This window comes from Variovorax sp. P1_H2 (assembly GCF_056405295.1).
Genome location: NZ_JBFUCJ010000009.1, coordinates 32,120 through 57,712, shown reverse-complemented (window position 1 = coordinate 57,712; position 25,593 = coordinate 32,120). Strand labels below are relative to the sequence as shown.

The 25,593-nt window shown below is 67.5% G+C and carries 26 protein-coding genes; 8 read left to right on the top strand and 18 right to left on the bottom strand.

Annotation, left to right across the window (positions count from 1 at the left end):
• The first annotated feature begins 12 nt into the window (after positions 1–12).
• The 3 genes from AC1D2E_RS05575 to AC1D2E_RS05565 all read left to right on the top strand — a co-directional run bounded on the left by AC1D2E_RS05575 (position 13) and on the right by AC1D2E_RS05565 (position 5,288).
• Positions 13–3,174 (top strand): efflux RND transporter permease subunit, encoded by a 3,162-nt coding sequence (locus AC1D2E_RS05575; protein WP_478196481.1) that lies wholly within the window; start codon positions 13–15, stop codon positions 3,172–3,174.
• Positions 3,167–4,576 carry an efflux transporter outer membrane subunit gene (locus AC1D2E_RS05570; RefSeq protein WP_478196480.1) on the top strand — a complete coding sequence of 470 codons (1,410 nt, stop codon included), beginning with the start codon at positions 3,167–3,169 and terminating at the stop codon, positions 4,574–4,576. The genes AC1D2E_RS05575 and AC1D2E_RS05570 overlap by 8 nt, the downstream gene beginning before the upstream one ends.
• 106 nt (positions 4,577–4,682) lie before the next feature.
• A complete protein-coding gene (locus AC1D2E_RS05565; RefSeq protein WP_478175179.1) occupies positions 4,683–5,288 on the top strand; it encodes a c-type cytochrome in 606 nt (201 codons plus the stop codon).
• Positions 5,289–5,331: 43 nt separating this feature from the next.
• Here AC1D2E_RS05565 and AC1D2E_RS05560 read toward each other — a convergent pair whose 3' ends face one another.
• From AC1D2E_RS05560 to AC1D2E_RS05545, 4 genes are read right to left on the bottom strand one after another with little or no spacing between them, the layout of a single operon-like run.
• The gene (locus AC1D2E_RS05560; protein WP_478196479.1) at positions 5,332–5,883 is read right to left on the bottom strand and encodes a DUF2946 family protein; all 552 of its coding nucleotides are present in this window, start codon (positions 5,881–5,883) and stop codon (positions 5,332–5,334) included.
• Between the two features lie 22 nt (positions 5,884–5,905).
• A complete protein-coding gene (locus tag AC1D2E_RS05555; protein WP_478196478.1) occupies positions 5,906–6,880 on the bottom strand; it encodes a YheT family hydrolase in 975 nt (324 codons plus the stop codon).
• Between the two features lie 18 nt (positions 6,881–6,898).
• On the bottom strand, positions 6,899–7,351 hold the full coding sequence (locus AC1D2E_RS05550) for a YybH family protein (protein ID WP_478175182.1): 453 nt from the start codon (positions 7,349–7,351) through the stop codon (positions 6,899–6,901).
• A 47-nt stretch (positions 7,352–7,398) separates the two neighbouring features.
• Positions 7,399–8,154: a hypothetical protein gene (locus AC1D2E_RS05545; RefSeq protein WP_478196477.1), complete on the bottom strand. Its 756-nt coding sequence runs from the start codon at positions 8,152–8,154 to the stop codon at positions 7,399–7,401.
• Between the two features lie 45 nt (positions 8,155–8,199).
• On the opposite strand from AC1D2E_RS05545, the gene AC1D2E_RS05540 reads away from it, so the two are divergent.
• Genes AC1D2E_RS05540 through AC1D2E_RS05530 form a run of 3 tightly spaced genes read left to right on the top strand, consistent with a single transcriptional unit; the run spans position 8,200 to position 10,284 of the window.
• Positions 8,200–8,796 (top strand): LemA family protein, encoded by a 597-nt coding sequence (locus AC1D2E_RS05540; protein ID WP_478175184.1) that lies wholly within the window; start codon positions 8,200–8,202, stop codon positions 8,794–8,796.
• A 16-nt stretch (positions 8,797–8,812) separates the two neighbouring features.
• Complete coding sequence (locus tag AC1D2E_RS05535) at positions 8,813–9,742, top strand: TPM domain-containing protein (RefSeq protein ID WP_478196476.1); 930 nt, start codon at positions 8,813–8,815, stop codon at positions 9,740–9,742.
• Between the two features lie 2 nt (positions 9,743–9,744).
• Entirely contained in the window at positions 9,745–10,284 is a 540-nt protein-coding gene (locus tag AC1D2E_RS05530) for a TPM domain-containing protein (RefSeq protein WP_478196475.1), read from the top strand.
• Positions 10,285–10,351: 67 nt separating this feature from the next.
• Here AC1D2E_RS05530 and AC1D2E_RS05525 read toward each other — a convergent pair whose 3' ends face one another.
• The 14 genes from AC1D2E_RS05525 to AC1D2E_RS05460 all read right to left on the bottom strand — a co-directional run bounded on the left by AC1D2E_RS05525 (position 10,352) and on the right by AC1D2E_RS05460 (position 24,198).
• Positions 10,352–11,518, bottom strand: a complete 1,167-nt coding sequence (locus AC1D2E_RS05525; protein WP_478196474.1) for a Gfo/Idh/MocA family protein — start codon at positions 11,516–11,518, stop codon at positions 10,352–10,354.
• A gap of 231 nt (positions 11,519–11,749) precedes the next feature.
• Positions 11,750–12,715, bottom strand: coding sequence for a substrate-binding domain-containing protein (locus tag AC1D2E_RS05520; RefSeq protein WP_478175188.1), 966 nt, complete (start codon positions 12,713–12,715; stop codon positions 11,750–11,752).
• A gap of 60 nt (positions 12,716–12,775) precedes the next feature.
• A complete protein-coding gene (locus AC1D2E_RS05515) occupies positions 12,776–13,783 on the bottom strand; it encodes an ABC transporter permease (RefSeq protein WP_478196473.1) in 1,008 nt (335 codons plus the stop codon).
• Positions 13,784–13,922: 139 nt separating this feature from the next.
• On the bottom strand, positions 13,923–15,413 hold the full coding sequence (locus tag AC1D2E_RS05510) for a sugar ABC transporter ATP-binding protein (protein ID WP_478196472.1): 1,491 nt from the start codon (positions 15,411–15,413) through the stop codon (positions 13,923–13,925).
• Positions 15,410–16,579, bottom strand: a complete 1,170-nt coding sequence (locus AC1D2E_RS05505) for an ROK family protein (protein WP_478196519.1) — start codon at positions 16,577–16,579, stop codon at positions 15,410–15,412. Before AC1D2E_RS05505 ends, AC1D2E_RS05510 begins: the two co-directional genes overlap by 4 nt.
• A 381-nt stretch (positions 16,580–16,960) precedes the next feature.
• Positions 16,961–17,380 carry a F0F1 ATP synthase subunit epsilon gene (locus tag AC1D2E_RS05500; RefSeq protein ID WP_478175191.1) on the bottom strand — a complete coding sequence of 140 codons (420 nt, stop codon included), beginning with the start codon at positions 17,378–17,380 and terminating at the stop codon, positions 16,961–16,963.
• A 9-nt stretch (positions 17,381–17,389) separates the two neighbouring features.
• On the bottom strand, positions 17,390–18,805 hold the full coding sequence (gene atpD / locus AC1D2E_RS05495; RefSeq protein WP_478196471.1) for a F0F1 ATP synthase subunit beta: 1,416 nt from the start codon (positions 18,803–18,805) through the stop codon (positions 17,390–17,392).
• A 43-nt stretch (positions 18,806–18,848) separates the two neighbouring features.
• Entirely contained in the window at positions 18,849–19,724 is an 876-nt protein-coding gene (gene atpG / locus AC1D2E_RS05490) for a F0F1 ATP synthase subunit gamma (RefSeq protein ID WP_478196470.1), read from the bottom strand.
• Positions 19,725–19,829: 105 nt separating this feature from the next.
• Entirely contained in the window at positions 19,830–21,383 is a 1,554-nt protein-coding gene (atpA, locus tag AC1D2E_RS05485) for a F0F1 ATP synthase subunit alpha (RefSeq protein ID WP_478196469.1), read from the bottom strand.
• Positions 21,384–21,421: 38 nt separating this feature from the next.
• The gene (locus AC1D2E_RS05480) at positions 21,422–21,952 is read right to left on the bottom strand and encodes a F0F1 ATP synthase subunit delta (RefSeq protein WP_478196468.1); all 531 of its coding nucleotides are present in this window, start codon (positions 21,950–21,952) and stop codon (positions 21,422–21,424) included.
• A gap of 7 nt (positions 21,953–21,959) precedes the next feature.
• Positions 21,960–22,430 carry a F0F1 ATP synthase subunit B gene (locus AC1D2E_RS05475; protein ID WP_478196467.1) on the bottom strand — a complete coding sequence of 157 codons (471 nt, stop codon included), beginning with the start codon at positions 22,428–22,430 and terminating at the stop codon, positions 21,960–21,962.
• Positions 22,431–22,510: 80 nt separating this feature from the next.
• The gene (gene atpE / locus AC1D2E_RS05470) at positions 22,511–22,774 is read right to left on the bottom strand and encodes a F0F1 ATP synthase subunit C (RefSeq protein WP_019657641.1); all 264 of its coding nucleotides are present in this window, start codon (positions 22,772–22,774) and stop codon (positions 22,511–22,513) included.
• A 53-nt stretch (positions 22,775–22,827) separates the two neighbouring features.
• The gene (gene atpB, locus AC1D2E_RS05465; RefSeq protein WP_478196466.1) at positions 22,828–23,697 is read right to left on the bottom strand and encodes a F0F1 ATP synthase subunit A; all 870 of its coding nucleotides are present in this window, start codon (positions 23,695–23,697) and stop codon (positions 22,828–22,830) included.
• Between the two features lie 12 nt (positions 23,698–23,709).
• Positions 23,710–24,198, bottom strand: coding sequence for an ATP synthase subunit I (locus AC1D2E_RS05460; protein ID WP_478196465.1), 489 nt, complete (start codon positions 24,196–24,198; stop codon positions 23,710–23,712).
• A gap of 173 nt (positions 24,199–24,371) precedes the next feature.
• Here AC1D2E_RS05460 and AC1D2E_RS05455 point away from each other — a divergent pair, with 173 nt between their 5' ends.
• Both AC1D2E_RS05455 and AC1D2E_RS05450 read left to right on the top strand, forming a co-directional pair.
• Positions 24,372–25,277, top strand: coding sequence for a D-amino acid aminotransferase (locus AC1D2E_RS05455; protein ID WP_478196464.1), 906 nt, complete (start codon positions 24,372–24,374; stop codon positions 25,275–25,277).
• Positions 25,274–25,567: a YbeD family protein gene (locus tag AC1D2E_RS05450; protein WP_478196463.1), complete on the top strand. Its 294-nt coding sequence runs from the start codon at positions 25,274–25,276 to the stop codon at positions 25,565–25,567. Before AC1D2E_RS05455 ends, AC1D2E_RS05450 begins: the two co-directional genes overlap by 4 nt.
• The last annotated feature ends 26 nt before the right edge of the window (positions 25,568–25,593 follow it).

The window sequence follows — 25,593 nt, the reverse complement described above, 5'->3', positions numbered from 1 at the left end:
GAGCCCGCCCGCATGGCCAAGTTCTTCATCGACCGTCCGATCTTCGCCTGGGTGATCGCCCTGTTCATCCTCGTGGTGGGCGGCGTGGCGATCACGCAGTTGCCGATCGCCCAGTACCCGCCGGTGGCTCCGCCGGCCATCGTCATCAACGCCGCCTACCCGGGCGCGTCCGCGCAGACGCTCGAGGACAGCGTGCTGGCGGTCATCGAGCGCGAGATGAACGGCTCGCCCGGCATGATCTACATGGAGTCGGTGGCCCAGGCCGACGGCACCGGCTCGATCACGATCAGCTTCGCGCCCGGCACCGACGCCGACCTGGCGCAGGTGGACGTCCAGAACCGGCTCTCGCGTGCCACGCCGCGGCTGCCCGCGGCCGTGACGCAGCAAGGGGTGCGGGTCGACAAGTCGCGCACCAACTTCCTGCTGTTCACGATTCTGTCGTCCGACAACCCGGCCTACGATCCGATCGCGCTGGGCGACTATGCCGCGCGCAACGTGGTGCCCGAGCTGCAGCGCGTCAAGGGCATCGGCCAGGCGCAGCTGTTCGGCACCGAGCGTTCGATGCGGGTCTGGATCGATCCGGCCAAGCTGCAGGGCTTCAACCTGTCGTCGAGCGACGTCACCAACGCCATCAAGGGACAGAACGCGCAAGTGGCCTCGGGCACGATCGGCGACCTGCCGAACGTGACCGGCCAGGCGATCGCGGCCACGGTGGTGGTCAACGGCCAGCTCACCAACGTCGAGCAGTTCCGCAACATCGTGCTGCGCGCCAACACCGACGGCTCGGCGGTGYGGCTGCGCGACGTCGCCCGCGTCGAGCTCGGCGGCCAGGCCTACGCGACCTCGGCGCGCCTGAACGGCGAGCCGGCGGTCGGTATCGGCGTCCAGCTGGCGCCCAACGGCAACGCGCTCGAATCGGCCAGGCTGATCCGCACCAAGATGGAGGAGCTCTCGCACTTCTTCCCGCAGGGCGTGAAGTGGGAGATTCCGTACGACAGCTCGCGCTTCGTCAAGATCTCGATCTCGCAAGTGGCCGAGACCCTGGTCGAAGCCGTGGTGCTGGTGTTCCTGGTCATGTTCCTGTTCCTGCAGAACTGGCGCTACACCATCATCCCGACCATCGTGGTGCCGATCTCGCTGCTGGGAACCTTCGCGGTGCTGCTGGCGCTGGGCTTCTCGATCAACGTGCTGACCATGTTCGGCATGGTGCTGGTGATCGGCATCGTGGTGGACGACGCCATCGTGGTGGTCGAGAACGTCGAGCGCATCATGAGCGAGGAAGGGCTTCCGCCACTGGAGGCCACGCGCAAGGCGATGCGGCAGATCTCGGGCGCCATCATCGGCGTCACCGTGGTGCTGATCTCGGTGTTCGTGCCGCTGGCCTTCTTTGCCGGCTCGACCGGCAACATCTACCGCCAGTTCTCGGCGGTGATGGTGGCGTCGATCAGCTTCTCGGCCTTCATGGCGCTGTCCCTGACGCCGGCGCTGTGCGCGGCGCTGCTGAAGCCGGTGGAAGCCGGCCACCACCATGCCAAGACCGGCTTCTTCGGCTGGTTCAACCGCGGCTTCACGCGCACCGCCAAGGGCTACGAGGGCCTGGTCTCGCGCATCCTGCGCCGCGCCTTGCGCTACATGGTGATCTACGCGGCGATCATCGGCGCCGTGGTGTTCACCTACCTGCGGGTTCCGACCTCCTTCCTGCCGCAGGAAGACCAGGGCAACATCATCGTCAACGTGCAGCTGCCGCCGGGCGCGACCCAGGAGCGCACGCTCGACGTGATGAAGCAGGTCGAGGGCTTCATCCTCAAGCAGCCCGAGGTGCAGAGCATGGTGGGCGTGATGGGCTTCAGCTTCTCGGGCCAGGGCCAGAACGCGGGCCTTGCCTTCGTGACGCTGAAGGACTGGCACGAGCGCAAGGGCCCCGGCGAGACGGCCGACGCGCTGGCGGGCCGCGCCTTCGGTGCGCTGTCGAGCGTTCGCGATGCCTTCATCTATCCGCTGAGCCCGCCGCCGATTCCCGAACTGGGCAATGCCAGCGGCATCACGTTCCGCCTGCAGGACCGCTCCGGTGCGGGCCACGAGGCGCTGGTCAACGCACGCAACCAGCTGCTGGGCATGGCGTCGCAGAGCAAGATCCTGACGCAGACGCGGCCCGACGGCCTCGAAGACGCGCCGCAGTTGCAGATCGACATCGACCGCGACAAGGCGAATGCGCTGGGCGTGACCTTCGATGCGATCAACGCGACACTGTCGACCGCGCTCGGCTCGAGCTACGTCAACGACTTCCCGAACCAGGGCCGCCTGCAGCGCGTGGTGGTGCAGGCCGACGCGCCGGCGCGGATGCAGCCCGAAGACCTGCTCAAGCTGAATGCGGCCAATGCGCAGGGCAAGCCGGTGCCGCTGTCGGCCTTCGCCAGCACGCGCTGGATCACCGGCGCCCAGCAGACGGTGCGCTACAACGGCTACCCCGCGATTCGCATCAGCGCCAGCGCAGCGCCGGGCTACAGCACGGGCGCCGCGATGGCCGAGATGGAACGGCTGGCGGCGCAGCTGCCGACCGGCTTCGGCTACGAATGGACCGGCCAGTCGCGGGAAGAAAAGCTCGCCGGCTCGCAGGCCATCATCCTGTACGGCTTCGCGATCCTGGCGGTGTTCCTGTGCCTGGCCGCGTTGTACGAAAGCTGGTCGATCCCGCTGTCGGTGATCCTGGTGGTGCCGCTCGGCGTGCTGGGGGTGCTGCTGGCGACGATGCTGCGGGCCTACTCCAACGACGTCTACTTCCAGGTCGGGCTGATCACGATCATCGGCTTGTCGGCCAAGAACGCGATCCTGATCATCGAATTCGCGAAGGATCTGCAGGCGCAGGGCAAGGGGGTGGTCGAATCCGCGCTCGCCGCCGCGCACCTGCGGTTCCGGCCGATCGTGATGACCTCGCTGGCCTTCGGGCTGGGCGTGATGCCGCTGGTGTTCGCCTCCGGCGCGGGCTCGGCGAGCCAGCGCGCGATCGGCACCGGCGTGCTCGGCGGCATGGTCACGGGCACGACCCTCGCGGTGATCTTCGTGCCGGTGTTCTTCGTCATCGTCCGCGGATTCTTCAAGGGCAGCGCTCGCCAGCACGAGGCCGACAAGCGCCATGCGCAGGCCGCCGGCATCGAGGAAGAAAAGCATGACTAAGCGTTTCATCACCACCGCCCTGGCAGGCGCCGCCGCACTGATGCTGGCAGGCTGCTCGCTGATCCCGACCTACGAGCGCCCGGCGCCGCCGGTGCCGGCCGCCTTCCCCAACGCGGCGGCAGCGCCCTCCGCGCCCGGGGAGCTGCCGGCCGCCACCGTGGCCTGGCAGGACTACTTCACCGACCCGCGGCTGCAGAAGCTGATCGGCCTCTCGCTCACGAACAACCGCGACCTGCAGGTGGCGATCCTCAACATCGAGGTGGCGCGGGCCCAGTTCCAGATCACCCGCTCGGCGCTGTACCCGACCCTCAATGCCAGTGCCAGCGGCACCCGCCAACGCCCGTCTCTGCTCGGCGACGGCGTGAGCTCCAGCTATTCGGTCGGCCTGGGCGTGACGGCCTGGGAGCTCGACTTCTTCGGCCGCGTGGCGAGCTTGAAGGACGCCGCGCTGGCCCAGTACCTGGCCACCGAGGAAGCCCGCAAGTCGACCCAGATCAGCCTGATCGCCGCCGTGGCCAACGGCTGGCTGGCAGTGCTCGGCGACGACGAGGCGCTGGAGATCACGCGCCGCACCATGGTCACGCGCGACGACTCGCTCAAGCTCACCAAGCTGCGCTTCGACAACGGCGTGGCGTCCGAGATCGACTACCGCTTCGCCGAGGCGCAGGCCGAAACCGCACGCGCCTCCTACGCGCAGCAGCAGCGGCTGCGGATGCAGGACGAGAATGCGCTGGCGCTGCTGCTCGGTGCGCCGGTGCCGCCGGAGACCGTCGCCGGCGGCGACAAGGGACTGCAGGCGCTGGCGCCGATGCCGGAGGTGCCGGCCGGCCTGCCCTCCGGCCTGCTGACCGAGCGGCCCGACATCCGCGCCGCCGAGCAGCAGCTGATCGCGGCCAATGCCAACATCGGTGCCGCGCGCGCCGCCTTCTTCCCGCGCGTGACGCTGACCACCTCGATCGGCACGACGAGCTCGGAATTCTCGGGCCTGTTCGACAGCGGTTCGAAGGCCYGGGCCTTCGCGCCTCAGATCACGCTGCCGATCTTCGATGCCGGACGCAACCAGGCCAACCTGGACTCGGCGCGCGCGAGCCAGAAGATCGCGGTGGCGCAGTACGAGAAGTCGATCCAGTCGGCCTTCCGCGAGGTCGCCGACGCGCTCGCGGGCCGCGCGACCTACGACGAGGAGCTGCGCGCACTGGTGGCCCAGGCCAAGGCCGAGGAAACGCGTTTCCAACTGTCGGACATGCGCTATCGCGGCGGCGTCGCCAGCGGGCTCGACCTGCTGGATGCCCAGCGTTCGCTGTACACCTCGCAGCTTGCGACCGCGCAGGTCCGCCAGGCGCGACTGCAGAACCAGGTCACGCTGTACAAGACGCTGGGCGGCGGCTGGGCCACCAAGTGACCCTGGGTCGGGCCCCGGCCGTTCCCGGACGGCCGGGCCCGAGGGGCTCTCTATAATCCGCGGTTGATTCGAAAAGCCCCACCGAGCCCCCGATACTGAGGACGCAATGAGCGACGACCCGCACTACCAGGCCACAGAAGAAGCCCACACCGGCCCGATCAAGAATCCGAGGCAGTTGCTGCTCGCGGTCTTTTTCTCTTTCATCGCTCCCATCCTGATCATCGTCGGCCTGGTGTCGTTCGTGGTGTCGGGCACCCATCCCTCGGGATCGGCGGAGGGCGAAGGCATGTCGCTCTACGGCGTTTCGAAGGACACCCGTGACCGCGAAGTCGCCGAGCGCCTCAAGAAGGTCGGCAGCATCGAGATCCGCGATGCCAACCGGGCGCTGGCCACCGGCGAGGCCGTGTTCAAGGCCCAGTGCGTGACCTGCCACGGCGCCCCGGGCATCCCGGGCGCGCCGCACTACGGCGATGCCGCGGCCTGGGGCCCCCGCATCGGCCAGGGCTATGCCACGCTGGTGGAGCATGCGCTCAAGGGCAAGGGCGCGATGCCGGCCCAGGGCGGCGGCGACTTCGACGACCTCGAGATCGGCCGCGCCGTGGTCTACATGGCGAATTCGGGCGGCGCCACCTTCCCGGTGCCCGACCGGCCGGCGGCAGCCGAAGGCGCCGCCGCCGATGCGGCAGCCCCCGCGGTGGCAGCCGGCAAGTAAGCGATTCGCCCCCCGAAAAAAGCCCGCGCGACGCGGGCTTTTTTCATGGTCGTGACGGTGGCGCGGGGGGCGCCGGCTGGCTCGCCGCCGGGCTCGGCACGAAGCCGAAGCGGGCCGGAAGGTCCTCGGCGCGGACGTCCTCGGGCACCCAGCGCCCCTGCTCGACCGCCTCGGCCGCCAGCCCGACGTCCTGCGTGTGGACCAGGCCGAGCCCGATGTCCGCCACCAGGTAGAGCTTGCCCTCGCCGTCGAGCAGGCAGGCGGTGGGCTCGATCGGCAACCCGGCGTGGGAACTGACCGACAGGTCTTCCGCGATGCGCCAGATCCAGGGAGCGGCTTCGAGTTCGACATAGACCCGTTGCGGCCCGTTCTGGAAGAACCACTGGCCCTTCTCGTCATGCTCGTAGTTGCGCTGGATGAAATCGATCAGCTTTTMGTGCCGCAGCTGCGAGCCCCTGGCCTGYGTGAACGGCCCCATGGCCTGCGTGCGGTCGTCGCGCATGAACCAGTTGCCGCGGGCATCGAGTCCGAGCCAGCCGTAGCAATGGGGCACGTTCGGCCACTTGGCCAGGGCCTGTTTGACGATGTCATCCATGAAGGGATTCTGCTCTCGCGGGTCAGAGGTGGTCTTTGAGCCAGTCGACCACGCGCTCGGGCATGGCGCGGACGTGGCCCGGGGGCGGTCCCAGCGGGAAGCCGACATGGCCGCCATGGGCGGGCTGCCAGAGCGTGACGTGGCGGCCGACTTCGTCCTGGCGCGGCAGGCTGGCGGCCGGCACGAAGGGGTCGTTGACGGCATTCACCACCAGGGCCGGGATCCGGACTCGGTGCAGGTGCGGCTTGGCCGAGCCGCGCGACCAGTAGTCGTCGGTACTGCGAAAACCGTGCAGCGGCGCGGTGAAGACGTTGTCGAAGGCGTAGAGGTCGCGGGCCGCGAGCAGCTCGTCGCGGTCGAACAGGCCCGGATACTGGGCCAGCTTGGCCAGCGCCTTGGGCTTCATGGTCGACAGGAACATCCGCGTGTAGACCAGCCGGTTGAAGCCGCGGCCGATCGCGGCGCCGCCGGCCGCCAGGTCCAGCGGGGCGGAAATCGAGGCCACCGCGTTCGCCAGCTTCGAGGCCTCGCCCCCGGCCTCCTCGGCCCAGCGCATCAGCGCATTGCCGCCGAGCGAGACGCCGGCCGCCAGCAGCGGCTGCGCCGGGTGCCGCCGCGCGCGCAGCCGGGCCAGGATCCAGCCGATCTCCTCGAAGTCGCCCGAGTGGTAGGCCCGCGGCGCCAGGTTGAGCTCGCCGCTGCAGCCGCGGAAATGCGGCACCGCGTAGTCCCAGCCGCGGGCGTGCGCGAAGGCCGCGAAGGCTTCCGCGTAATGGCTGCGCGACGAGCCTTCGAGGCCATGGAACAGCACCAGCATCGGCTTCGGGCCGGCCACCGCGGCATCCAGGAAGTCGATATCGATGAAATCGCTGTCGGGCGTGGTCCAGCGTTCGCGCCGGTAACCGGGCAGGGCCGCCTCGGCGCGCCGCGCAACCAGCGCCGGCCAGATGGTCTGTAGATTGCCGCCCGGCAGCCAGCGTGGCGCGACGTATTGCATGGCTCAGTATTGCATGGCTCAGTGCAGCGTCTGCGGCGCCTCGACGGCGTCGCCGGGTTCGTGGGCACTGCCGGGGCTGGCATGGTGCGCGACCATGCGCCAGCCCTGCGCGGTGCGGTGATAGACGTTGGTGGCGAGCACGAAGGCGTGGCGCGGCCCCTCGGCGGTCAGCACCTCGATGCGCTCCAGCACGTTGTGCACCGCGCTGGCGAGCGACTCGACCTTGCGCACCCGCGCCGGCGTGGCCTGGATGGCGCCGTTGCCGAACATGTGCTCGAAGGCGGCGCGGATCGCCTCGGCCCCGACCAGCCGCGGCCCGCCGGGGTGGACGCAGAACACTTCTTCCTCGTCGGCCCAGCAGTCCATCAGGGCATCGACGTCGCCGCGCTGGAGGGCTTCGTAGAAGGCGGCTTCGACGTCGTCAGCGGTGCCGCCGATGGCGCTGGCGCGGAGTTTGGCTTTGGTGGACATGGAGGGTGCTGCCGGAGTTGGTGATTTTGCCTCGGTCGCGTGTCGGCTCAGGGGGGCGCGGCCACCCAGCCCTGCACGACGGCCCGCAGCTCGCCCTGGGTCGCGCGCCAGACCAGTTCGGGAGCGGCCACGTGGACGCCGGGCGGCGCCAGCGCCAGGGCGACATCGACCAGCTCGGCCACCTTCGACGCCCGCGCCGGCTGCTCACTGGCCGGCACCATGAAACGGGCGATCGACAGCATCCAGGCTGCCAGCCGCTCGCCCACGCTGGAGTAGCGCACGGCCGCCGGCTTCTGCGCCGAGCGCACCAGCAGCACGCGCTCGAAGCCCAGCGCCACCACCGCCTGCTCGTCGAGGCTGGCCAGGCCGTGCTTCAGCGCCTCGGGCAGGCGCCCCTGGTCGTGCGGCAGCACCACGGCCAGCGTCCGGACGCCGCAGGTTCGCAGCCAGGCCGCCAGCGCCGGCAGCTGCGCCGGCTCGGGCGTCCACAGCGCCCGCTCGCGATCATAGAAAAGCCGCGGCGGCTCGAACAGCACGAGGGCGGTGTGGGCCGCCACGGACCGCCATTGCGCGATCGGCAAGGCCGGCACCTGCACGGTCTCGACGCCCGGCAGGCCGTCACGGATCGGCTCGCGCGCGAGTACCAGGGTGTGGTCGTAGCGATGGCGGCCGGCGAGCCGCCGTACCAGCTCGTGGCCCAGGGCGCCGGTGGCGCCGGCGATCAGCAGCGTGCCCTTCGAGGGGCTGCCGTCGAGGGGCCGGCGGTTCGCGGCCTGCAGGGCCTGGAGGGGGTCTGGCGCCATCCTTCTATGCTACCTTTGCCGACTTCGCACAGAGAGGATTCGGACATGTTGAAACGCTGGCTACTGATCATCGTCGCGACGCTGTCGCTCGCGGGCTGCGGCTACAACGACTTCCAGCGTCTCGACGAGGCCAGCAAGTCGGCCTGGAGCGAGGTGCTCAACCAGTACCAGCGGCGCGCCGACCTGGTGCCCAACATCGTCGCCACGGTCAAGGGCGAAGCCAACTTCGAGCAGGAGACGCTGACCAAGGTGATCGAGGCGCGCGCCAAGGCGACCTCGATCCAGGTCACGCCCGAGACGCTCAACAATCCCGAGGCCTTCAACAAGTTCCAGCAGGCGCAGGGCGAGCTCTCGAGCGCGCTGTCGCGGCTGATGGCGGTGTCGGAGCAGTATCCCAATCTGAAGGCCAACCAGGCCTTCCGCGACCTGCGCGTGACGCTGGAGGGCACCGAGAACCGCATCACGGTGGCGCGCAACCGCTATATCCAGACGGTGCAGGAGTACAACGTGCTGGCCCGCAGCTTCCCGACCAACCTGACGGCCAAGGTGATGGGCTACCCGCCCAAGGCCAATTTCTCGGTCCAGAACGAAGCCCAGATCTCGACGCCGCCGACGGTCGATTTCAGCGCTCCGAAGAAGTAGCGGGCGGCAGCACGCGATGACGGCGGCCCGCATCCGGCAGGCGCTGACGGCCCTCCTCCTGATGGCGGCGGCGCTGGTCGGCGCGCAGGCACAGGGCCTGCTGCCGGTGCCCGCGCTCGACGCCCGCGTGATCGACCAGACCGGCACGCTGAGCGCCGCGCAACGCAGCGCGCTCGACGCCAAGCTGCAGGCCTTCGAGCAGAAGAAGGGCTCGCAGATCGTCATGCTGATGGTCAAGACCACGCAGCCCGAGGACATCGCGAGCTATGCCAACCGGGTCGGCAACGCCTGGAAGATCGGCCGCAAGGCGGTCGGCGACGGCATCCTGGTGGTGGTCGCCAAGGACGACCGCAAGATGCGCATCGAGGTCGCCAAGGCGCTCGAAGGCGCGGTGCCCGACCTGGCCGCGGCGCACATCATCGACGAGGCGATGAAGCCGCGCTTTCGCCAGAACGACTTCGCCGGCGGACTCGATGCCGCGGCCGACCAGCTGATCGCCCGCGTCAACGGCGAGGCCCTGCCGGAGGTCGATGCGCGCGGCGGCGACTTCGGCGACGGCCGCGCTTCCGGCAGCGGCTTCAACTGGCAGGACCTCGGCATCTTCCTGTTCGCCGTCGTGCTGGTGGGCGGGCCGATCGCGCGCCGCATCCTCGGCAAGGTCCCGGGCTCGCTGGCGCTCGGCGGGCTGACCGGCGTGGTGGTGATGGTGCTGACATCGAGCCTCGTGATCGCGGTGCTGGCGGCGCTGGGCGCCCTGCTCTTCACGCTGCTGTCGACCGCTCTCGGCGCCGGGCCGTCGATCGGGCGGCGGGGCGGTGGCGGCTTTGGCGGCGGCTTGGGCGGTGGCGGCGGCTGGGGCGGCGGATCGTCTTCGGGCGGGGGCGGTGGCTTCAGCTCGGGTGGCGGAGGCGACTTCGGCGGCGGCGGCGCTTCGGGAGACTGGTAGCCATGGCATCTCCTTCATCTTCCTCCGCTTCGCTGTTCGCCCGACTGGGCCGCATCTGGCGCCACCGCTGGACCGACGAGGCCGATGTTCGCCGCGCCTTGCCGGCCGAGGTGCTGGACCGGCTCACGCGCCGCGTCGCCGCCAGCGAGCGGCGCCACAGCGGCGAGGTCCGCATCTGCGTCGAGGCCGGGCTGCCGCTGTCCTACCTGTGGCGCGGTGCGCCGGCGCGCGAGCGCGCGATCATGCTGTTCGGCAAGCTGAGGGTCTGGGACACCGAGCACAACAACGGCGTGCTGATCTACCTGCTGCTGGCCGAGCACGCGATCGAGATCGTCGCCGACCGCGGCATCGATGCCCGCGTCGACGACGCGCAGTGGGCAGCGATGGCCCAGCGCATGGGCTCCGCTTTCCGCGAGGGGCGCTTCGAGGACGGGCTGACCCAGGCGCTGGAAGAGGTGTCGGCGCTGCTGGTCGAGCACTTTCCGCTGGCGGAAGGGCAGGCGGATCGCAACGAGCTGCCGGATGCGCCGGTGGTGCTGTAGCCCGAGATGCCCTCGCTGATCGGGCGCGACGCGCCGTGAGCCGCGGCCTACGACCCCAGTGCCCGCTTCACCAGGGCGTCCACTTCAGTTCGCTGGCCGCCGAGGCCACCGTGCGCTCGATGAAGCGCATGCCGCGTGCGCCGTCTTCCACGCGCGGATAGTCAGCCGCAAGCGGATCCGCGGCCTGGCCCGCGAGCCGCGCCCGGATGTCCGCCGCCACCCCGCCGTAGACATTGGCGAAGGCCTCGATGAAGCCTTCCGGATGCCCGCTCGGCAGCCGGCTCGCGCGCTGCGCCGCTTCGCACAACCAGGGCGAGCCGCGCGTGAGGATGCGCTTCGGCCCGTCGTGCGGCAGGTGCGTCAGTTCGCTCGGCTGTTCCTGCCGCCAGATCAGCGTGCCGATCGTGCCGGAGACCCGCAGCCGCAGGTCGTTCTCGAGCCCGGTGTTGATCTGCGATGCGATCAGCACGCCGCGCGCACCGCCGGCGAAGCGCAGCAGCAGGCTGCCGTCATCGTCGAGCGGCCGCCCGGGCACCAGCGAACTCAGGTCGGCGCAGAGGCTTTCGATCTGAAGGCCCGTCACGGTCGCGACCAGGTTCTCGGCATGCGAGCCGATGTCGCCGATCGCCCCCGCGGCACCGCTCTTCGCCGGGTCGCTGCGCCACGCGGCCTGCTTGTTGCCTTCGCCTTCGAGACGCGTCGCGAGCCAGCCCTGGTTGTATTCGACGACCACCTTGCGGATCTCGCCGAGCTGGCCCGCGCGGACCATCTCGCGCGCCTGCCGGACCATCGGGTAGCCGGTGTAGTTGTAGGTGACGCCGAACACCGTGCCCTGCCGTGCCACCGCCGCGACCAGCGCGTCGGCCTGCACGCGCGTGTGCACCAGCGGCTTGTCGCAGACCACATGGAAGCCGGCCTCGACGAAGGCTTGAGCCACCGGAAAGTGGACGTGGTTCGGCGTCACGATCGACACGAAGTCGATGCGCTCCCCGGCGGGCCGCTTCAGCTCATCGGCGAGCAGGCTTTGCCAGTCGCCATGATTGCGGTCCTCGGCCAGGAACAGCTCGCGCCCCGAGGCCCTGGCTTTCTCGGGGCTCGACGACAGCGCGCCGGCGACCAGCTCGATCTGCCCGTCGAGCGCGATCGCCTTGCGGTGCACCGCGCCGATGAAGGCATCGCGACCGCCGCCGACCATGGCGTAGCGCAGTTTCCGTTGAGCAATGTCGTGATTCATGGAAATTCAAGCGCCGCGAAGCGCGCCCTTGGTGAAACACCGAGGAACCGGCTTTGCCGGGCCTCTGGTGTTGCCCCCGGTAGGGGGTGGGCGGCTACACGCAGTGAGCCAACCTGGGGGCGAGTAACAGTGCCACCGAGGAACCGGCTTTGCCGGGCCGCTGGTGTTGCCCCCGGTAGGGGGGTGGGCGCCCGGACACGAAGTGCCGGGCAACCTGGGGGCGAGCAACAATCAGAAAGGCGAGTCCGGGTGGTAGAAGCTCTTCGCGTTGTCCTTGGTGATCAGCACCGAAGGAATGATCGTCGTCGCCGGCAGCTTCTCGCCCTTCAGCCGGGCTTCGGCCGTGAGCTTGATCGCGTCGTAGATGAACTTCGGCGAGTAGCTCACGTCGGCCTGGATCCGCGGATCCTTGCCGTCCATGATGGTCTTGACCATTCCCTTGGCGCCGGCGCCACCGAACACCACCAGGATGTCGTCGCGCTTGGCCTGCTCGATGGCCTTCAGCACGCCCACCGCCATGTCGTCGTCGGCGGCCCAGATGGCGTCGATCTTCTTGAAGCGCGTCAGGTAGTCCTGCGTGACCTTGAAGGCGTCGTCGCGGTTCCAGTTGGCGTATTTGGCGTCGAGCAGCGTGATGCCCGGGTAGTCCTTGAGCACGCTGTTGAAGGCATCCATGCGCTCGTTGTCCAGCGTGGTGGCGATGCCGCGCAACGCCACCACATTGCCCTTTCCGTTGAGCTTCTTGGCAATGTATTCAGCGGGAATCTTGCCGAAGGCGGTGTTGTCGCCGGCCACGTAGGCGTCCTGCGCGCTGGTGTCGGTCAGGCCGCGGTCGACCACCGTGACATAGGTGCCCTTGGCCTTGACCTGGGCCACCGGCTTGGTCAGCGCGGCCGACTCGAACGGAAACACGACCAGCGCGTTGATCTTGCTCACGGTCGACAGGTCCTGCAGCTGGTTGGCCTGCTCGGGCGCGTTGGCCGCGGTCTTGATGGTGATCTTCAGGTCCTTGTGCTCTTTCTCGAGGTCCTTCTTGGCCTGGTTGGCCCAGTAGTTGATGCCGCCCATGAAGCTGTGCGTCGCGGCCGGGATCGAGACGCCGAGGTTGACCGTCTCGGCGGCTGCCAGCGCCGGGAAGGCCGCGATGCTCGCGGCGGCAAGGGCGCTCAGCGCCAGGCGTCGAGTGAGTGGTGTCATGCTGCTTGTCTCCTGTTGTGAACGAAGTGGGACGGACGGGAAATGAACGTTGGCGGCGGCCTAGCGCTTGCCGCGCTGCAGGAAGGCCACGACGATGATCACGATGCCCTGCACCGCGGCGTTGAGGTACACGCTGATGATGCTGGTGAGGTTCAGGATGTTGCTGATGACCGAAAGCAGGATCGCGCCGATCACGGTGCCGGTGATGCTGCCGGCGCCGCCCTTCAAGGCGGTGCCGCCGACGATCACCGCGGCGATCGCCTCCAGCTCCCACAGCAGGCCGGTGGTGGGCGAGGCCGAGCCGAGCCGCGGCACGTACAGCAGGGTCGCGATGCCGACGCAGACGCCGAGCAGCACGTAGGTCATGATCTTGACGTTGTCGACGCCGACCGCCGCATAGCGCGCCACCTGCTCGTTCGAGCCGATCGCCTGCACATAGCGCCCGTAGGCGGTGCGGTTGAGGATCAGGCCGCCGATCACGGCGACGACGAAGAACACCCACACCGGCACCGGGATGCCCGCGAGGCTCGCGTAGTACACCGGCGCATAGAGGTCCGACAGCTCGTTGTCGAGCGTCAGCGCGCCGCCGTCGGCGAAGTAGGTCAGGTAGGCGCGGAAGATACCCAGCGTGCCGAGTGTCACGATGAAGGGCTCGATGCGCCCCTTGGTGATCAAGAGCCCGTGCGCCAGGCCGAAGGCGGCGCCGAGCACCACGGCCAGCACCGCGCCGAGCACCACCGCGAGCAGCGGCGAGCCGAGCGCCGGGCCCATCGCATTGATGAACATGATCACGCAGCCCGCAATCAGCGCGGCCATCGAGCCGACCGACAGGTCGATGCCGCCCGAGATGATCACGAAGCACATGCCGACCGCGATGATGCCGATGAAGGCGGTGCGCGTGAGCACGTTCATCGCGTTGTCGAGCGTGGCGAAATCGCCGTTCAGCAAGGTGCCGGCGATGCACAGCAGCACCAGGCCGATGACCGGGCCCAAGCCGTGCAGACGCTCGGTCCAGCGCGGTCGTGTCTCAGCGCGGTGTGCTGMCGTGGATTCGGAGGAGGAAGCCATGCCGGGTCCTCAGCACACCGCGGCAAGCGCAGCGAAGCCCGTTCGTGGAACACCGCGGAACCGGCTCTGCCGGGCCGCTGGTGTTGCCCCCTGAAGGGGGGAGGCGGCTACACGAAGTGAGCAAGCAACGGGGGGGAGCCTATTTTGTTCCGGTGGCATGAGCGATGAGCTCCTCTTCGGTGAGATCTTGGGCGTCGAGCGTCGCAACCAATCGGCCCGCGCGCATCACCGCGACCCGGTGGCACAGTCCGATCAGCTCCATCAGCTCGGAGGACACGACGATCACGGCCAGCCCCTGGCGGGCCAGTCGCTGGATCAGGAAGTAGATGTCGCGCTTGGCGCCGACATCGACGCCGCGCGTCGGCTCGTCGAGCACCACCACCTTGGGCCGCGGCTGCAGCACCTTGGCCAGCGCCAGCTTCTGCTGGTTGCCGCCCGACAGCGAGGAGGCCCGGGCATCGAGGTCGCCGGTGCGGATGCCGTAGTCCTTCACGGCCTCGGCCAGCGCGCTGCGTTCGGCCTCGGGTTTCAGCCAGGGCCGCGCATAGCGTTCGAGCGCCATCAGCGTCAGGTTCTGGCGCAGGCCGAGGTTGACGTGCAGGCCCTTGCCCTTGCGGTCCTCGCTCAAGTAGGTCAGTCCATGCCTGGCGGCATCGCGCGGATTGCGAAAAGCGAGCGCCTGGCCTTCGATCTCGACCGTGCCCGTGGCGGGGCGCAGGCCCAGCAGACCTTCGAACAGCTCGGTGCGCCCGGCGCCGACGAGGCCGGCAAAGCCCAGGATCTCGCCCGGACGCACTTCGAAGCTCGCGTTCTGCGCCCACCCGGGCACGACGAAGTCGCGCACGCGCATCGCCGGTGCGGCCGCCGTGACCACCACGTCGCGCGGCGGATAGAGATCGGCCAGCTCGCGCCCGACCATCAGGTTCGCCATCTGGTGGCGCGTGATGTCGGAGGTCATCGCTCTCGCGACGAAACGGCCATCGCGCATCACGATCACCTCGTCGGTGACCTGCTCGACCTCGTCGAGCTTGTGCGAGATGTAGACGATGGTCACGCCGTCGGCGCGCAGCTGGGCGATCAGCTTGAACAGGCGCTCGGTCTCGCCGGGCGTGAGGGTCGCGGTCGGCTCGTCCATGATCAGGAGGCGCGCGTGGCGCGAGATGGCCTTGGCGATCTCGACCAGCTGCCTCTCGGCCACGATCAGCCGGCGCACCTTGGTGCTCGGATCGATGTCGAGTCCAACCTCCGCCAGCGCACTCGCCGCATCGCGCTCCATTGCAGCGTCGTCGAGCAGCCAGCCCTTCTTCTTCTCGTGGCCGAGAAAGATGTTCTGGGCCACGCTCAAGTCTTCCGCCAGGTTGAACTCCTGGTGGATCAGCACGATGCCGAGTGCCTCGGCATCGCGCGAGCTGGTGAACTGCCGCGGCTCGCCATTGACCGTGAGCGTGCCGCCGGTCAGCGACTCGTAGCCGGCGAGGATCTTCATCAGCGTCGACTTGCCGGCACCGTTCTCGCCGAGCAGGCCGTAGACACGGCCGGGTGCCAGCGAGAAGCTCACGCCATGCAGTACCTGCACCGGACCGAAGGCCTTCACCACGCTGTCGAACTCGACGGCAACAGCGTTTTTCACGGCGCCACTCCGCGCACCTTCAGCGTCTCGTGCATCGCCAGCACGCCGGCGCCGATCAGGCCGGCCTGCGCGCCCAACGGCGTGTACTGGATCTCCAGGTGCCGCGTCGACAGCGCCAGCGAACGCTGGTAGACGCTCTGCCGCACGGCGGCCAGGAACAGCGGCCCGATGCGGGTGATGCCGCCGCCGATGAACACATGCGACGGATTGAAGAAGTTGACGATCGATGCCAGCATCTGGCCGATCAGGCTGCCGGAGCGCTGAACGATCGCGTTGGCCGAGGCATCGCCCGCACGGCTGGCCTCGCCGACATCGATCGCCTCGATACGGCCGTTGCTGCGCAGGCACTCCGCCAGCGCGGCGCTCTCGCCGGCCTCGGCAGCCTGCAACGCCATCCGCGTGATCGCCGGGCCGGCCGCCATGACCTCGACGCAGCCCAGGTTGCCGCAATGGCAACGCGGGCCTTCCTGGTCGACGCAGATGTGGCCGACGTCGCCGGCAGACCCGGCGGCACCGCGATACACCTCGCCATGGCAGACGATGCCGCAGCCGATGCCGGTGCCGACCTTGATGACGAGGAAGTTCGAGAGCGAGCGCCTGAGGCGCCAGAGCTCGCCGAGCGCCATCAGGTTGACGTCGTTGTCGACGAACACCGGCGCCGCGTAGTCCTCGCGCAGGTAGTCCCGGATCGAGAAGCTGTCCCAGGCCGGCATCAGCGGCGGGTTCACCAGCTGACCGATCTCGAAGTTGACCGGTCCCGGCACGCCGATGCCGATGCCGATCACCTGGCGGGCTTCGAAGCCGGCCCGCGCCAGCAACTCGCGCACCAGCACGCGCACCCGGGCCAGAACGACGCCCGGGCCTTCGCGCACGTCGGCGGCTTCCGCGTGGTGGGCCAGCACGGCGAGGTTCGGGCCCAGCACGGCGACGTCGAGGCTGGTGGCGCCGATGTCGATGCCCACCACCACGCCGAGGCCGGCATGCAATTGGAGGTTCTCGGGCCGCCGGCCGCCCGAGGAGCGCTGCAGTCCGGCTTCGGCGAGAAGGCCCTGGTCGACCAGGCCGGCGATCAACGCATTGGCCTTGCTCTTCGAGAAGCCGAGCTGCTCGGCCATGCCATGGCGAGAGCCGCCGGCCGACCAGAAGGTGGTCTGCAGCAGCTGCATCTCGTCCGCGGTCAATCGGCTCCAGGGGGCCAAGTGCTTGTCTCCGTCTTGTTCTTCGATGCCGCAGGCCTGTGCGACCGGCGGCGAAGCGAATACTAGGGGCGGCGCTTCAGCCGAACAAGACTTAACTTCGGCCAAATAAAGTCCAAAGCCCCCAATCAAGAACCCCAACAACGCAAAAACCGCCCGAAGGCGGCTTTCTTTTCCAGAAACACCGCAGAACCGGCTTTGCCGGGCTGCTGGTGTTGCCCCCGGTAGGGGGCTGAGGAGCCGCGGCTCCAAGCCTGCCTGCGCAGGCTTGGACGGCTCCGAAGAGCCGCTGCCTCTGGCAGCGACTCGAGGCGGACTACACGAAGTGAGTCCAACCTGGGGGCGAGCTTATTACTTCTTTTGGCGGTACTTGCGCAGGGCGGCCAGCTGGGCGGCCATGACCGCCAGCTCCGACTGCGCCATCGCGATGTCGATGTCGGTCTTGGCGGTCTTGAGCGCTTCCTCGGCCGCGGCCTTGGCGGCGTTGGCCTTCTCGTCGTCGAGGTCCTTGCCGCGGATCGCGGTGTCGGACAGCACGGTCACGGTGGTCGGTTGCACTTCGAGAATGCCGCCGGCCACGAAGACGAATTCCTCGCCGCCGTCGGCCGTCTCGATGCGCACCGCGCCGGGGCGGATGCGCGTGATCAGCGGCGTGTGGCGCGGGTAGATGCCGAGCTCGCCGGCTTCACCGGGCAGAGCAACGAACTTGGCCTCGCCCGAGAAGATCGACTCCTCGGCGCTGACCACGTTGACGTGAATGGTGCCTGCCATGGGGATTCCTTAAGCGACCTTCTTGGCCTTTTCGAAAGCTTCATCGATGCCGCCCACCATGTAGAACGCTTGTTCCGGCAGGTGGTCGGCTTCGCCGTTCACGATCATCTTGAAGCCGCGGATCGTCTCGGACAGCGGCACGTACTTGCCGGGCGAACCGGTGAACACTTCGGCCACGTGGAAGGGCTGCGACAGGAAGCGCTGGATCTTCCGGGCGCGGGCCACGGCCAGCTTGTCTTCCGGTGCCAGTTCGTCCATGCCCAGAATCGCGATGATGTCGCGCAGTTCCTTGTAGCGCTGCAGCGTGCCTTGCACGGCGCGGGCCACGTTGTAGTGCTCTTCGCCAACGACCAGCGGGTCGAGCTGGCGCGAGGTCGAGTCCAGCGGGTCCACGGCCGGGTAGATACCGAGCGACGCGATGTCGCGCGACAGCACCACGGTGGAGTCCAGGTGGGCGAAGGTGGTGGCKGGCGACGGGTCGGTCAAGTCGTCGGCCGGCACGTAAACGGCCTGGATCGAGGTGATCGAGCCGACTTTGGTCGACGTGATCCGCTCTTGCAGACGGCCCATTTCTTCGGCCAGCGTCGGCTGGTAGCCCACGGCGGAAGGCATCCGGCCCAGCAGCGCCGACACTTCGGTACCGGCCAGCGTGTAGCGGTAGATGTTGTCGACGAAGAACAGCACGTCGCGGCCCTCGTCGCGGAACGACTCGGCGATGGTCAGGCCGGTCAGGGCCACGCGCAGACGGTTGCCCGGGGGCTCGTTCATCTGGCCGTAGACCATGGCGACCTTCGACTCGCCGAGGTTCTCGAGGTTCACGACGCCGGAATCGGCCATCTCGTGATAGAAGTCGTTGCCTTCGCGGGTGCGCTCACCGACGCCGGCGAACACGGACAGGCCCGAGTGCGCCTTGGCGATGTTGTTGATGAGCTCCATCATGTTCACGGTCTTGCCCACGCCGGCGCCACCGAACAGGCCCACCTTGCCGCCCTTGGCGAACGGGCAAACCAGGTCGATCACCTTGATGCCGGTTTCCAGCAGGTCCTGCGAGGGCGACAGTTCGTCGTACTCGGGGGCCTTGCGGTGGATCGAAGCGGTGAGCTCCTGACTGACGTCGCCGCGCTCGTCGATCGGCCGGCCGAGCACGTCCATGATGCGACCCAGCGTCGCCTTGCCGACGGGCACCGTGATCGGTGCGCCGGTGTTGGTCACGATCAGTCCGCGGCGCAGGCCGTCCGACGAGCCGAGCGCAATGGTGCGCACCACGCCGTCGCCGAGCTGCTGCTGCACCTCGAGGGTCAGGCCACCGCCYTCGTACTTCAAGGCGTCGTAGATCTTGGGCATCTTGTCGCGCGGAAACTCCACGTCGACCACGGCGCCGATACATTGAACGATCTTGCCTTGAACTGCTTCTGCTTGAGCCATGTCTGCTCCGATAAAAATTTAAATCTGTTGAGGGCCGAAAGGCTCAGACGCCGGCGGCCGCCGCGGCGCCCGAGACGATTTCCGACAGCTCTTTGGTGATGCCTGCCTGGCGGGTCTTGTTGTAGACCAGCTTGAGTTCGTCGATCACGTTGCCCGCGTTGTCGGTCGCAGCCTTCATGGCCACCATCCGCGCCGAGTGCTCGGACGCCATGTTCTCGGCCACCGCCTGGTACACCAGCGATTCGACATAGCGCACCAGCAGTTCATCGATCACGCTCTGCGCATCGGGTTCGTAGATGTAGTCCCACGAGTGACGGCCCGAGTCGGTGCGAAGCGTTTCCGCGGCCAGGGGCAGCAGCTGCTCCACCATCGGCTCTTGCTTGATGGTGTTGATGAACTTGGTGTAGCAGAGGTGCACGGCCGAGATCTTGCCCTCGGCGTAGGCATCGAGCAGCGTCTTGACCGGCCCGATGAGCTTGTCGAGGTGCGGCGTGTCGCCCAGGTGCGTCACGTGCGAAACCACGCGGGCGCCGATGCGGTTCAGGAAGCCGAGCCCCTTGCTGCCGATGGCGACCGATTCGATCGTCTTGCCGGCGCCTTGCGCCTCGCGCAGCTTGGCGGTCACGGCACGCAGCAAGTTGGTGTTCAAGCCACCGCACAGGCCCTTGTCGCTGGTCACGACGATGAACCCGACCGCCTTGGCCTCGTTCGTCTTCATGAACGCGTGCGTGTACTCCGGGTTCGCCTGGCCGAGGTTGGCCGCGATGTCGCGGATCTTCTCGCTGTAGGGGCGGGCCGCGCGCATGCGTTCCTGCGCCTTGCGCATCTTGGAAACCGAGACCATTTCCATGGCCTTGGTGATCTTCTTGGTGTTCTCCACCGATTTGATCTTGCCGCGGATTTCCTTACCAGCTGCCATGGGTACCTCCGCCGAGCCGCCTCAAGGAGGTACGCGCCCCCTCGGGGGGCAGCGAGTGAATGCGAGCGTGGGGGCTCATGGACTGTTTCCTTCCTTGGTCGTCGATCAGGCGAACGACTTCTTGAACGCGGCAACCGCCGTGTTCAGTTCGGCTTCGGCGTCCTTGTCGAGCGCCCTGGACTGCTCGATCTTGTCGAGCAGCGCACCATGGCTGGACTTCAGGAACTGGTGCAGGCCGTGTTCGAAAGAAAGGATCTTCTTGATCTCGACGTCGTCCATGAAGCCCTTGTTGACCGCGAACAGCGTGGCACCCATCAGCGAGATGGGCAGCGGGCTGTACTGGGCCTGCTTGAGCAGTTCGGTCACGCGGGCACCGCGGTCGAGCTGCTTGCGGGTCGCTTCGTCGAGGTCGGAAGCGAACTGCGCGAACGCAGCCAGTTCACGGTACTGGGCCAGGTCGGTACGGATACCGCCGGACTGGCCCTTGATGATCTTCGTCTGTGCCGACGAGCCCACGCGCGACACCGAGATACCGGCGTTGATGGCGGGACGGATACCGGCGTTGAACAGGTTGGTTTCCAGGAAGATCTGGCCGTCGGTGATCGAGATCACGTTGGTCGGAACGAAGGCCGACACGTCGCCGGCTTGCGTCTCGATGATCGGCAGTGCGGTCAGCGAGCCGGTCTTGCCCTTGACTTCACCCTTGGTGAAGGCTTCGACGTACTCGGCGTTGACGCGGGCGGCGCGCTCGAGCAGGCGGCTGTGGAGATAGAACACGTCGCCGGGGTAGGCTTCGCGGCCCGGCGGGCGGCGCAGCAGCAGCGAGACCTGGCGGTAGGCCACGGCTTGCTTGGAGAGGTCGTCATAGACGATCAGCGCGTCTTGGCCGCGGTCGCGGAAGTACTCGCCCATCGTGCAGCCCGAGTAGGCGCTCACGTATTGCATGGCGGCCGATTCCGAAGCGGAGGCGGCCACGACGATGGTGTATTCCATCGCGCCGGCTTGTTCCAGGGAACGCACCACGTTCTTGATCGACGAAGCCTTCTGGCCGATCGCGACGTAGACGCAGGTCATGTTCTGACCCTTCTGGTTGATGATCGCGTCGATCGCCACGGCGGTCTTGCCGGTCTGGCGGTCGCCGATGATCAGCTCGCGCTGGCCCCGGCCGATCGGCACCATCGAGTCGATCGACTTCAGGCCGGTCTGCATCGGCTGGTCGACCGACTGGCGGGCGATCACGCCCGGGGCGACCTTTTCGATCACGTCGGTCATCTTGGCGTTGACCGGACCCTTGCCGTCGATCGGCTGGCCCAGTGCATTCACCACGCGGCCGATCAGCTCGGGGCCGACCGGAACTTCGAGAATGCGGCCCGTGCACTTGACGGTGTCGCCTTCGGAGATGTGCTCGTACTCGCCCAGGATCACGGCGCCGACCGAGTCGCGCTCGAGGTTCAGCGCCAGGCCGAACGACGGCGTGCCGTCAGCCGACGGCGGGAACTCGAGCATTTCGCCCTGCATTGCGTCCGACAGGCCGTGCACGCGCACGATGCCGTCGGTCACCGACACCACGGTGCCTTCGTTGCGGATGTTCGCGCTGACGCCGAGGCCCTCGATGCGGCTCTTGATCAGTTCGGAAATTTCTGCGGGATTGAGTTGCATGACTCTTTCCTTCTTTCTTTGTAAGGGGCTGGCCGCCTTCAGGCTGCCAGCGCAACTTTCATTTGTTCAAGGCGCGCTTTGACGGAGGTGTCGAGCACTTCGTCACCGACCACCACACGAATGCCGCCGATCAGCGACGGGTCCTGCTGGACCGTGAACTGCAACTTGCGGCCGAAACGCTTTTCGAGCGCGGCGGAGATATTGCCCAGGGCGGCGCCGTCGATCGGGAAGGCGCTGTACACCACGGCATCGGACGTGCCGCTCTGCGCGCTGGCCAGCGTGCGGAACTGCCTGGCGATCTCGGGCAGCGCGGGGAAGCGTCCGTTCTCGAGCAGCGCCATCAGGAAGTTGTTCGCGTGCGGCGGCAGCGGCGAACCGTGCGCGGCGGCGACAACCCCGAGCACCTGCTCGGGCGTGGCCTTGGGGTTGTCCGCGAACTGGATCAGCTCGGGGTTGCCGGCGATGGCGACGACGTTGTCGAGCCAGGCGCCGGTGCCGGCGAGGTCGGACGACGACGCCTTGAACAGCGCTTCGGCGTAGGGACGTGCGATGGTGGCGAGTTCGGCCATGGCGTGATCAGAGTTCGGTCTGCAGGCGGGCCAGCAAATCGGCGTGGACGGCCGGATTCACTTCCTTGCGCAGGATCTGCTCGGCGCCCTTGACGGCCAGCGCGGCGACTTGCTCGCGCAGGGCCTCGCGCGCCTTCATGGCCTGCTGCTCGGCCTCGACGCGGGCGGCCGCAACGATCTTGCTGCCTTCTTCCGTGGCGCGGCCCTTGGCCTCTTCAACGATGGCTTGCGCGCGACGTTCGGCATCGGCAAGACGCTGGGCGGACTCGTTGCGCGCCTTGCCGAGTTCGACTTCCACGCGCTTGTTGGCGGCGGTCAGTTCACTCTTGGCGCGGTCGGCGGCTGCGAGGCCATCGGCAATCTTCTGGGCACGGTCGTCCAACGCCTTCGCGATCGGCGGCCACACGAACTTCATCGTGAACCCGACAAGAATCAGGAACACGATCATCTGAACGATCAGGGTACCGGTAATGCTCACTTTTCACCCTCTCTTTGGGAATGAATCCGAGGCCATTCAGCGCGGAACGACATGGGTTCGACGAGAAAGCCTGGACCCGATTACTTCGGCAGGTTGGCGATTTGCGAGAGGAACGGGTTGGCCGTTGCGAACCACAGCGCGATACCGGTACCGATGATGAACGCGGCGTCGATCAGACCGGCCAGCAGGAACATCTTGGTTTGCAGTTCGCCCATCAGCTCGGGCTGACGCGCAGCCGACTCGAGGTACTTGCTGCCCATGATGCCGATACCGATACATGCGCCGACAGCGCCCAGACCGATGATCAGGCCGGCGGCCAGTGCGACAAAGCTGATAACTTCCATGATGACTCCTAGAGGACTTTGGTTGAAGAGAAAAGAAAAACGAAAACGGGTGATCAGTGGTGATCGTGCGCCTGGCCGATGTAGACCAGCGTCAGCATCATGAACACGAAGGCTTGCAGCGTGATGATCAGGATGTGGAAGATGGCCCAGGCCGTGCCCGCGACGATGTGGCCCAGCGCCAGGAAGATGCCGGTGGCGGACAGCGTCCAGGCGCCGCCCATCAGGGCGATCAGCAGGAAGATCAGTTCGCCGGCATACATGTTGCCGAACAACCGCATGCCGTGCGAGACCGTCTTGGCGACGAACTCGATCATCTGCATGGCGAAGTTGAAGGGGTACAGCGCCCAGTGGTTGCCGAACGGCGCAGTGAACAGTTCGTGGATCCAGCCGCCGAGGCCCTTGATCTTGATGTTGTAGAACAGGCAGATCAGCAGCACCGAGACCGACATGCCCATGGCCACCGAGAGGTCGGCGGTCGGCACGACGCGCAGATAGGCGTGCTCCGGTTCGCCGCCGGCGACGCCGAAGATCTTCGCCCAGATGGCCGGGAACAGGTCGACCGGGAACAAGTCCATCGCATTGAGCATGAAGATCCAGACGAAGATCGTCAGCGCCAGCGGGGCGACGAACTTGCGGCTCTGGGCGTTGTGGACGATGCCCTTGGCCTGCAGGTCGACCACTTCGATCAGGATCTCGACCGCGGCCTGAAAGCGACCCGGGACGCCCGAAGTCGCCTTGCGGGCAGCCAGCCAGAGGATCCAGCAGCCCAGCACGCCGAGCAGAATCGAAAAGAACAGCGAGTCGAAGTTGAATACGGAGAGATCGGCCACACCTCCAGGCTTGGAGCTTTGCAGGTGCGTCAAGTGGTGAACGATGTATTCACCAGCGGTCATACCGTGTTCCGCAGCGTTTTCAGCAGCCATCCGTTACTCGTCTCAAAGTTTCAGGCGCTTGGGGCCCAGCATCACTGCCACCCAAGCCGCCTTCATTGTCACCACCAAGCCCACCAGCATCGCCGGCCAGCTCAGCGCCGTAATCAGCCTTGGCGCGGCGATCAGCATCGCCACCGTCAAGGCCATCTTGACCATTTCCCACAAGAAGAATCCGAACACCGCAGTGCCCGGATTCAGCGACGCAAAGCGTCCGGTCAGACCTCGTGCGAACACCGCGGCGGGAATGACCACCGCGAGCGCGCCGTATCCGGCCGACCATCCCAGATTTTGCCTCCCTGTCAGACCCCAGGCGGCCAATGCCACCAGCAGCCCCCCAACGACCTGAATCGCGATCACCCGCCAGGGCGAGATCAACGGCTTCCGGTCGCGCAGCCGCTGGGCCTCCTCGGCTGTCAGCGGCTTGAAGTCGTCTTCCGGGTCCGCGAGGTCCTCAGGGACTTCACTCGATTCATGGCGGGCGATTGTTTTCATTTCGAATGAAGCCCGGATGACGACCCAGAATTTCTACAAAGCCATTGATTATAAGTAAAAACCCATGGCGTTCCGCCAGCCCGTACGGCGGAGCAGGAAAAGTTCCCCGGCGCCGCGCCGGGACGCTCCGACATCGCTTGGCAAACGTCCAAGCGCCCCCACCATAATTCCCCATGCACCCGATTGCCGATGCCCTCCCCGACACCCTCTGCTACCTCGACGGCGGCTACACGCCGCTGCGCGACGCCAAGGTCAGCGTGCTCGACCGTGGCTTCATCTTCGGCGACGGCGTCTACGAAATGGTACCGGCCTATGGCGGACAGCCCTTCTGCTTCGACGAGCACATGGCGCGGCTCGATCGCTCCCTGGCCGAGCTGAAGATCCGCAACCCGCATCCGGCCACCGAATGGCGGGCGATCGCGATGCGCCTGGTCGATGCCGCGCCGCCGGCGCAGCGCGCGGCCATGCAGGGCATCTACATCCAGGTGACGCGTGGCGTGGCGCCGCGCGACCATGCGATGCCGCAAGGCCTCGCGCCGACGGTGTTCATGATGGTGAACCCCCTGAAGCCGGTGGCCGACGTGGCCCGCGCCCAGGGCGTCGCCTGCGTCAGCGCACCCGACTTCCGCTGGCAGAAGGCCCACATCAAGGCCACCAGCCTGCTCGGCGCGGTGCTGGCGCGGCAGATCAGCGTCGAGGCCGGCGCCGCCGAGACCCTCATGTTCCGCGACGAGGGACTCAGCGAGGCGTCCTCCAGCAACGTCTGGGTGGTGAAGGACGGCACGCTCAGCGGGCCGCCCAAGGACCACCTGGTGCTGGCGGGCATCCGCTACGGCCTGATCGAGCGGCTCTGCGCCGATGCCGGCATTCCCTTCCGCCTTCGCCGCATCGCGCGCGACGAGGTCTTCGACGCCGACGAACTGCTGCTGTCCTCGGCCAGCAAGGAAGTGCTGCCGGTCGTGGCGCTCGACGGCCGCACCATCGGCACCGGCAAGCCCGGCCCGATCTACCATGCGCTCTACGCCGGCTACCAGCAGGCCAAGGCGCGCAGCACGCAAGACCCAGGAGTCCCCGCATGACCACCGCACCCGCCGCACCGCTCGACGCCCGCAAGGAATCGCTGATCGAGTACCCCTCCATGTTCCCGATCAAGGTGATGGGCGCGAAGGCCGACGGCTTCGTGCATGCCGTGACGCAGATCGCCGAGCAGTTCGACCCGGTCTTCGACGCCACCACGATCGAGTTGCGCAACAGCAAGGCCGGCAACTACCTCGGCGTGACCATCACCGTCACCGCCACCAGCCGCGAACAGCTCGACGACATCTACCGCGCCCTGTCCAGCCACCCGATGGTCAAGGTGGTGCTCTGAGCCCCCACGCTCCGCACTTCGTGTCG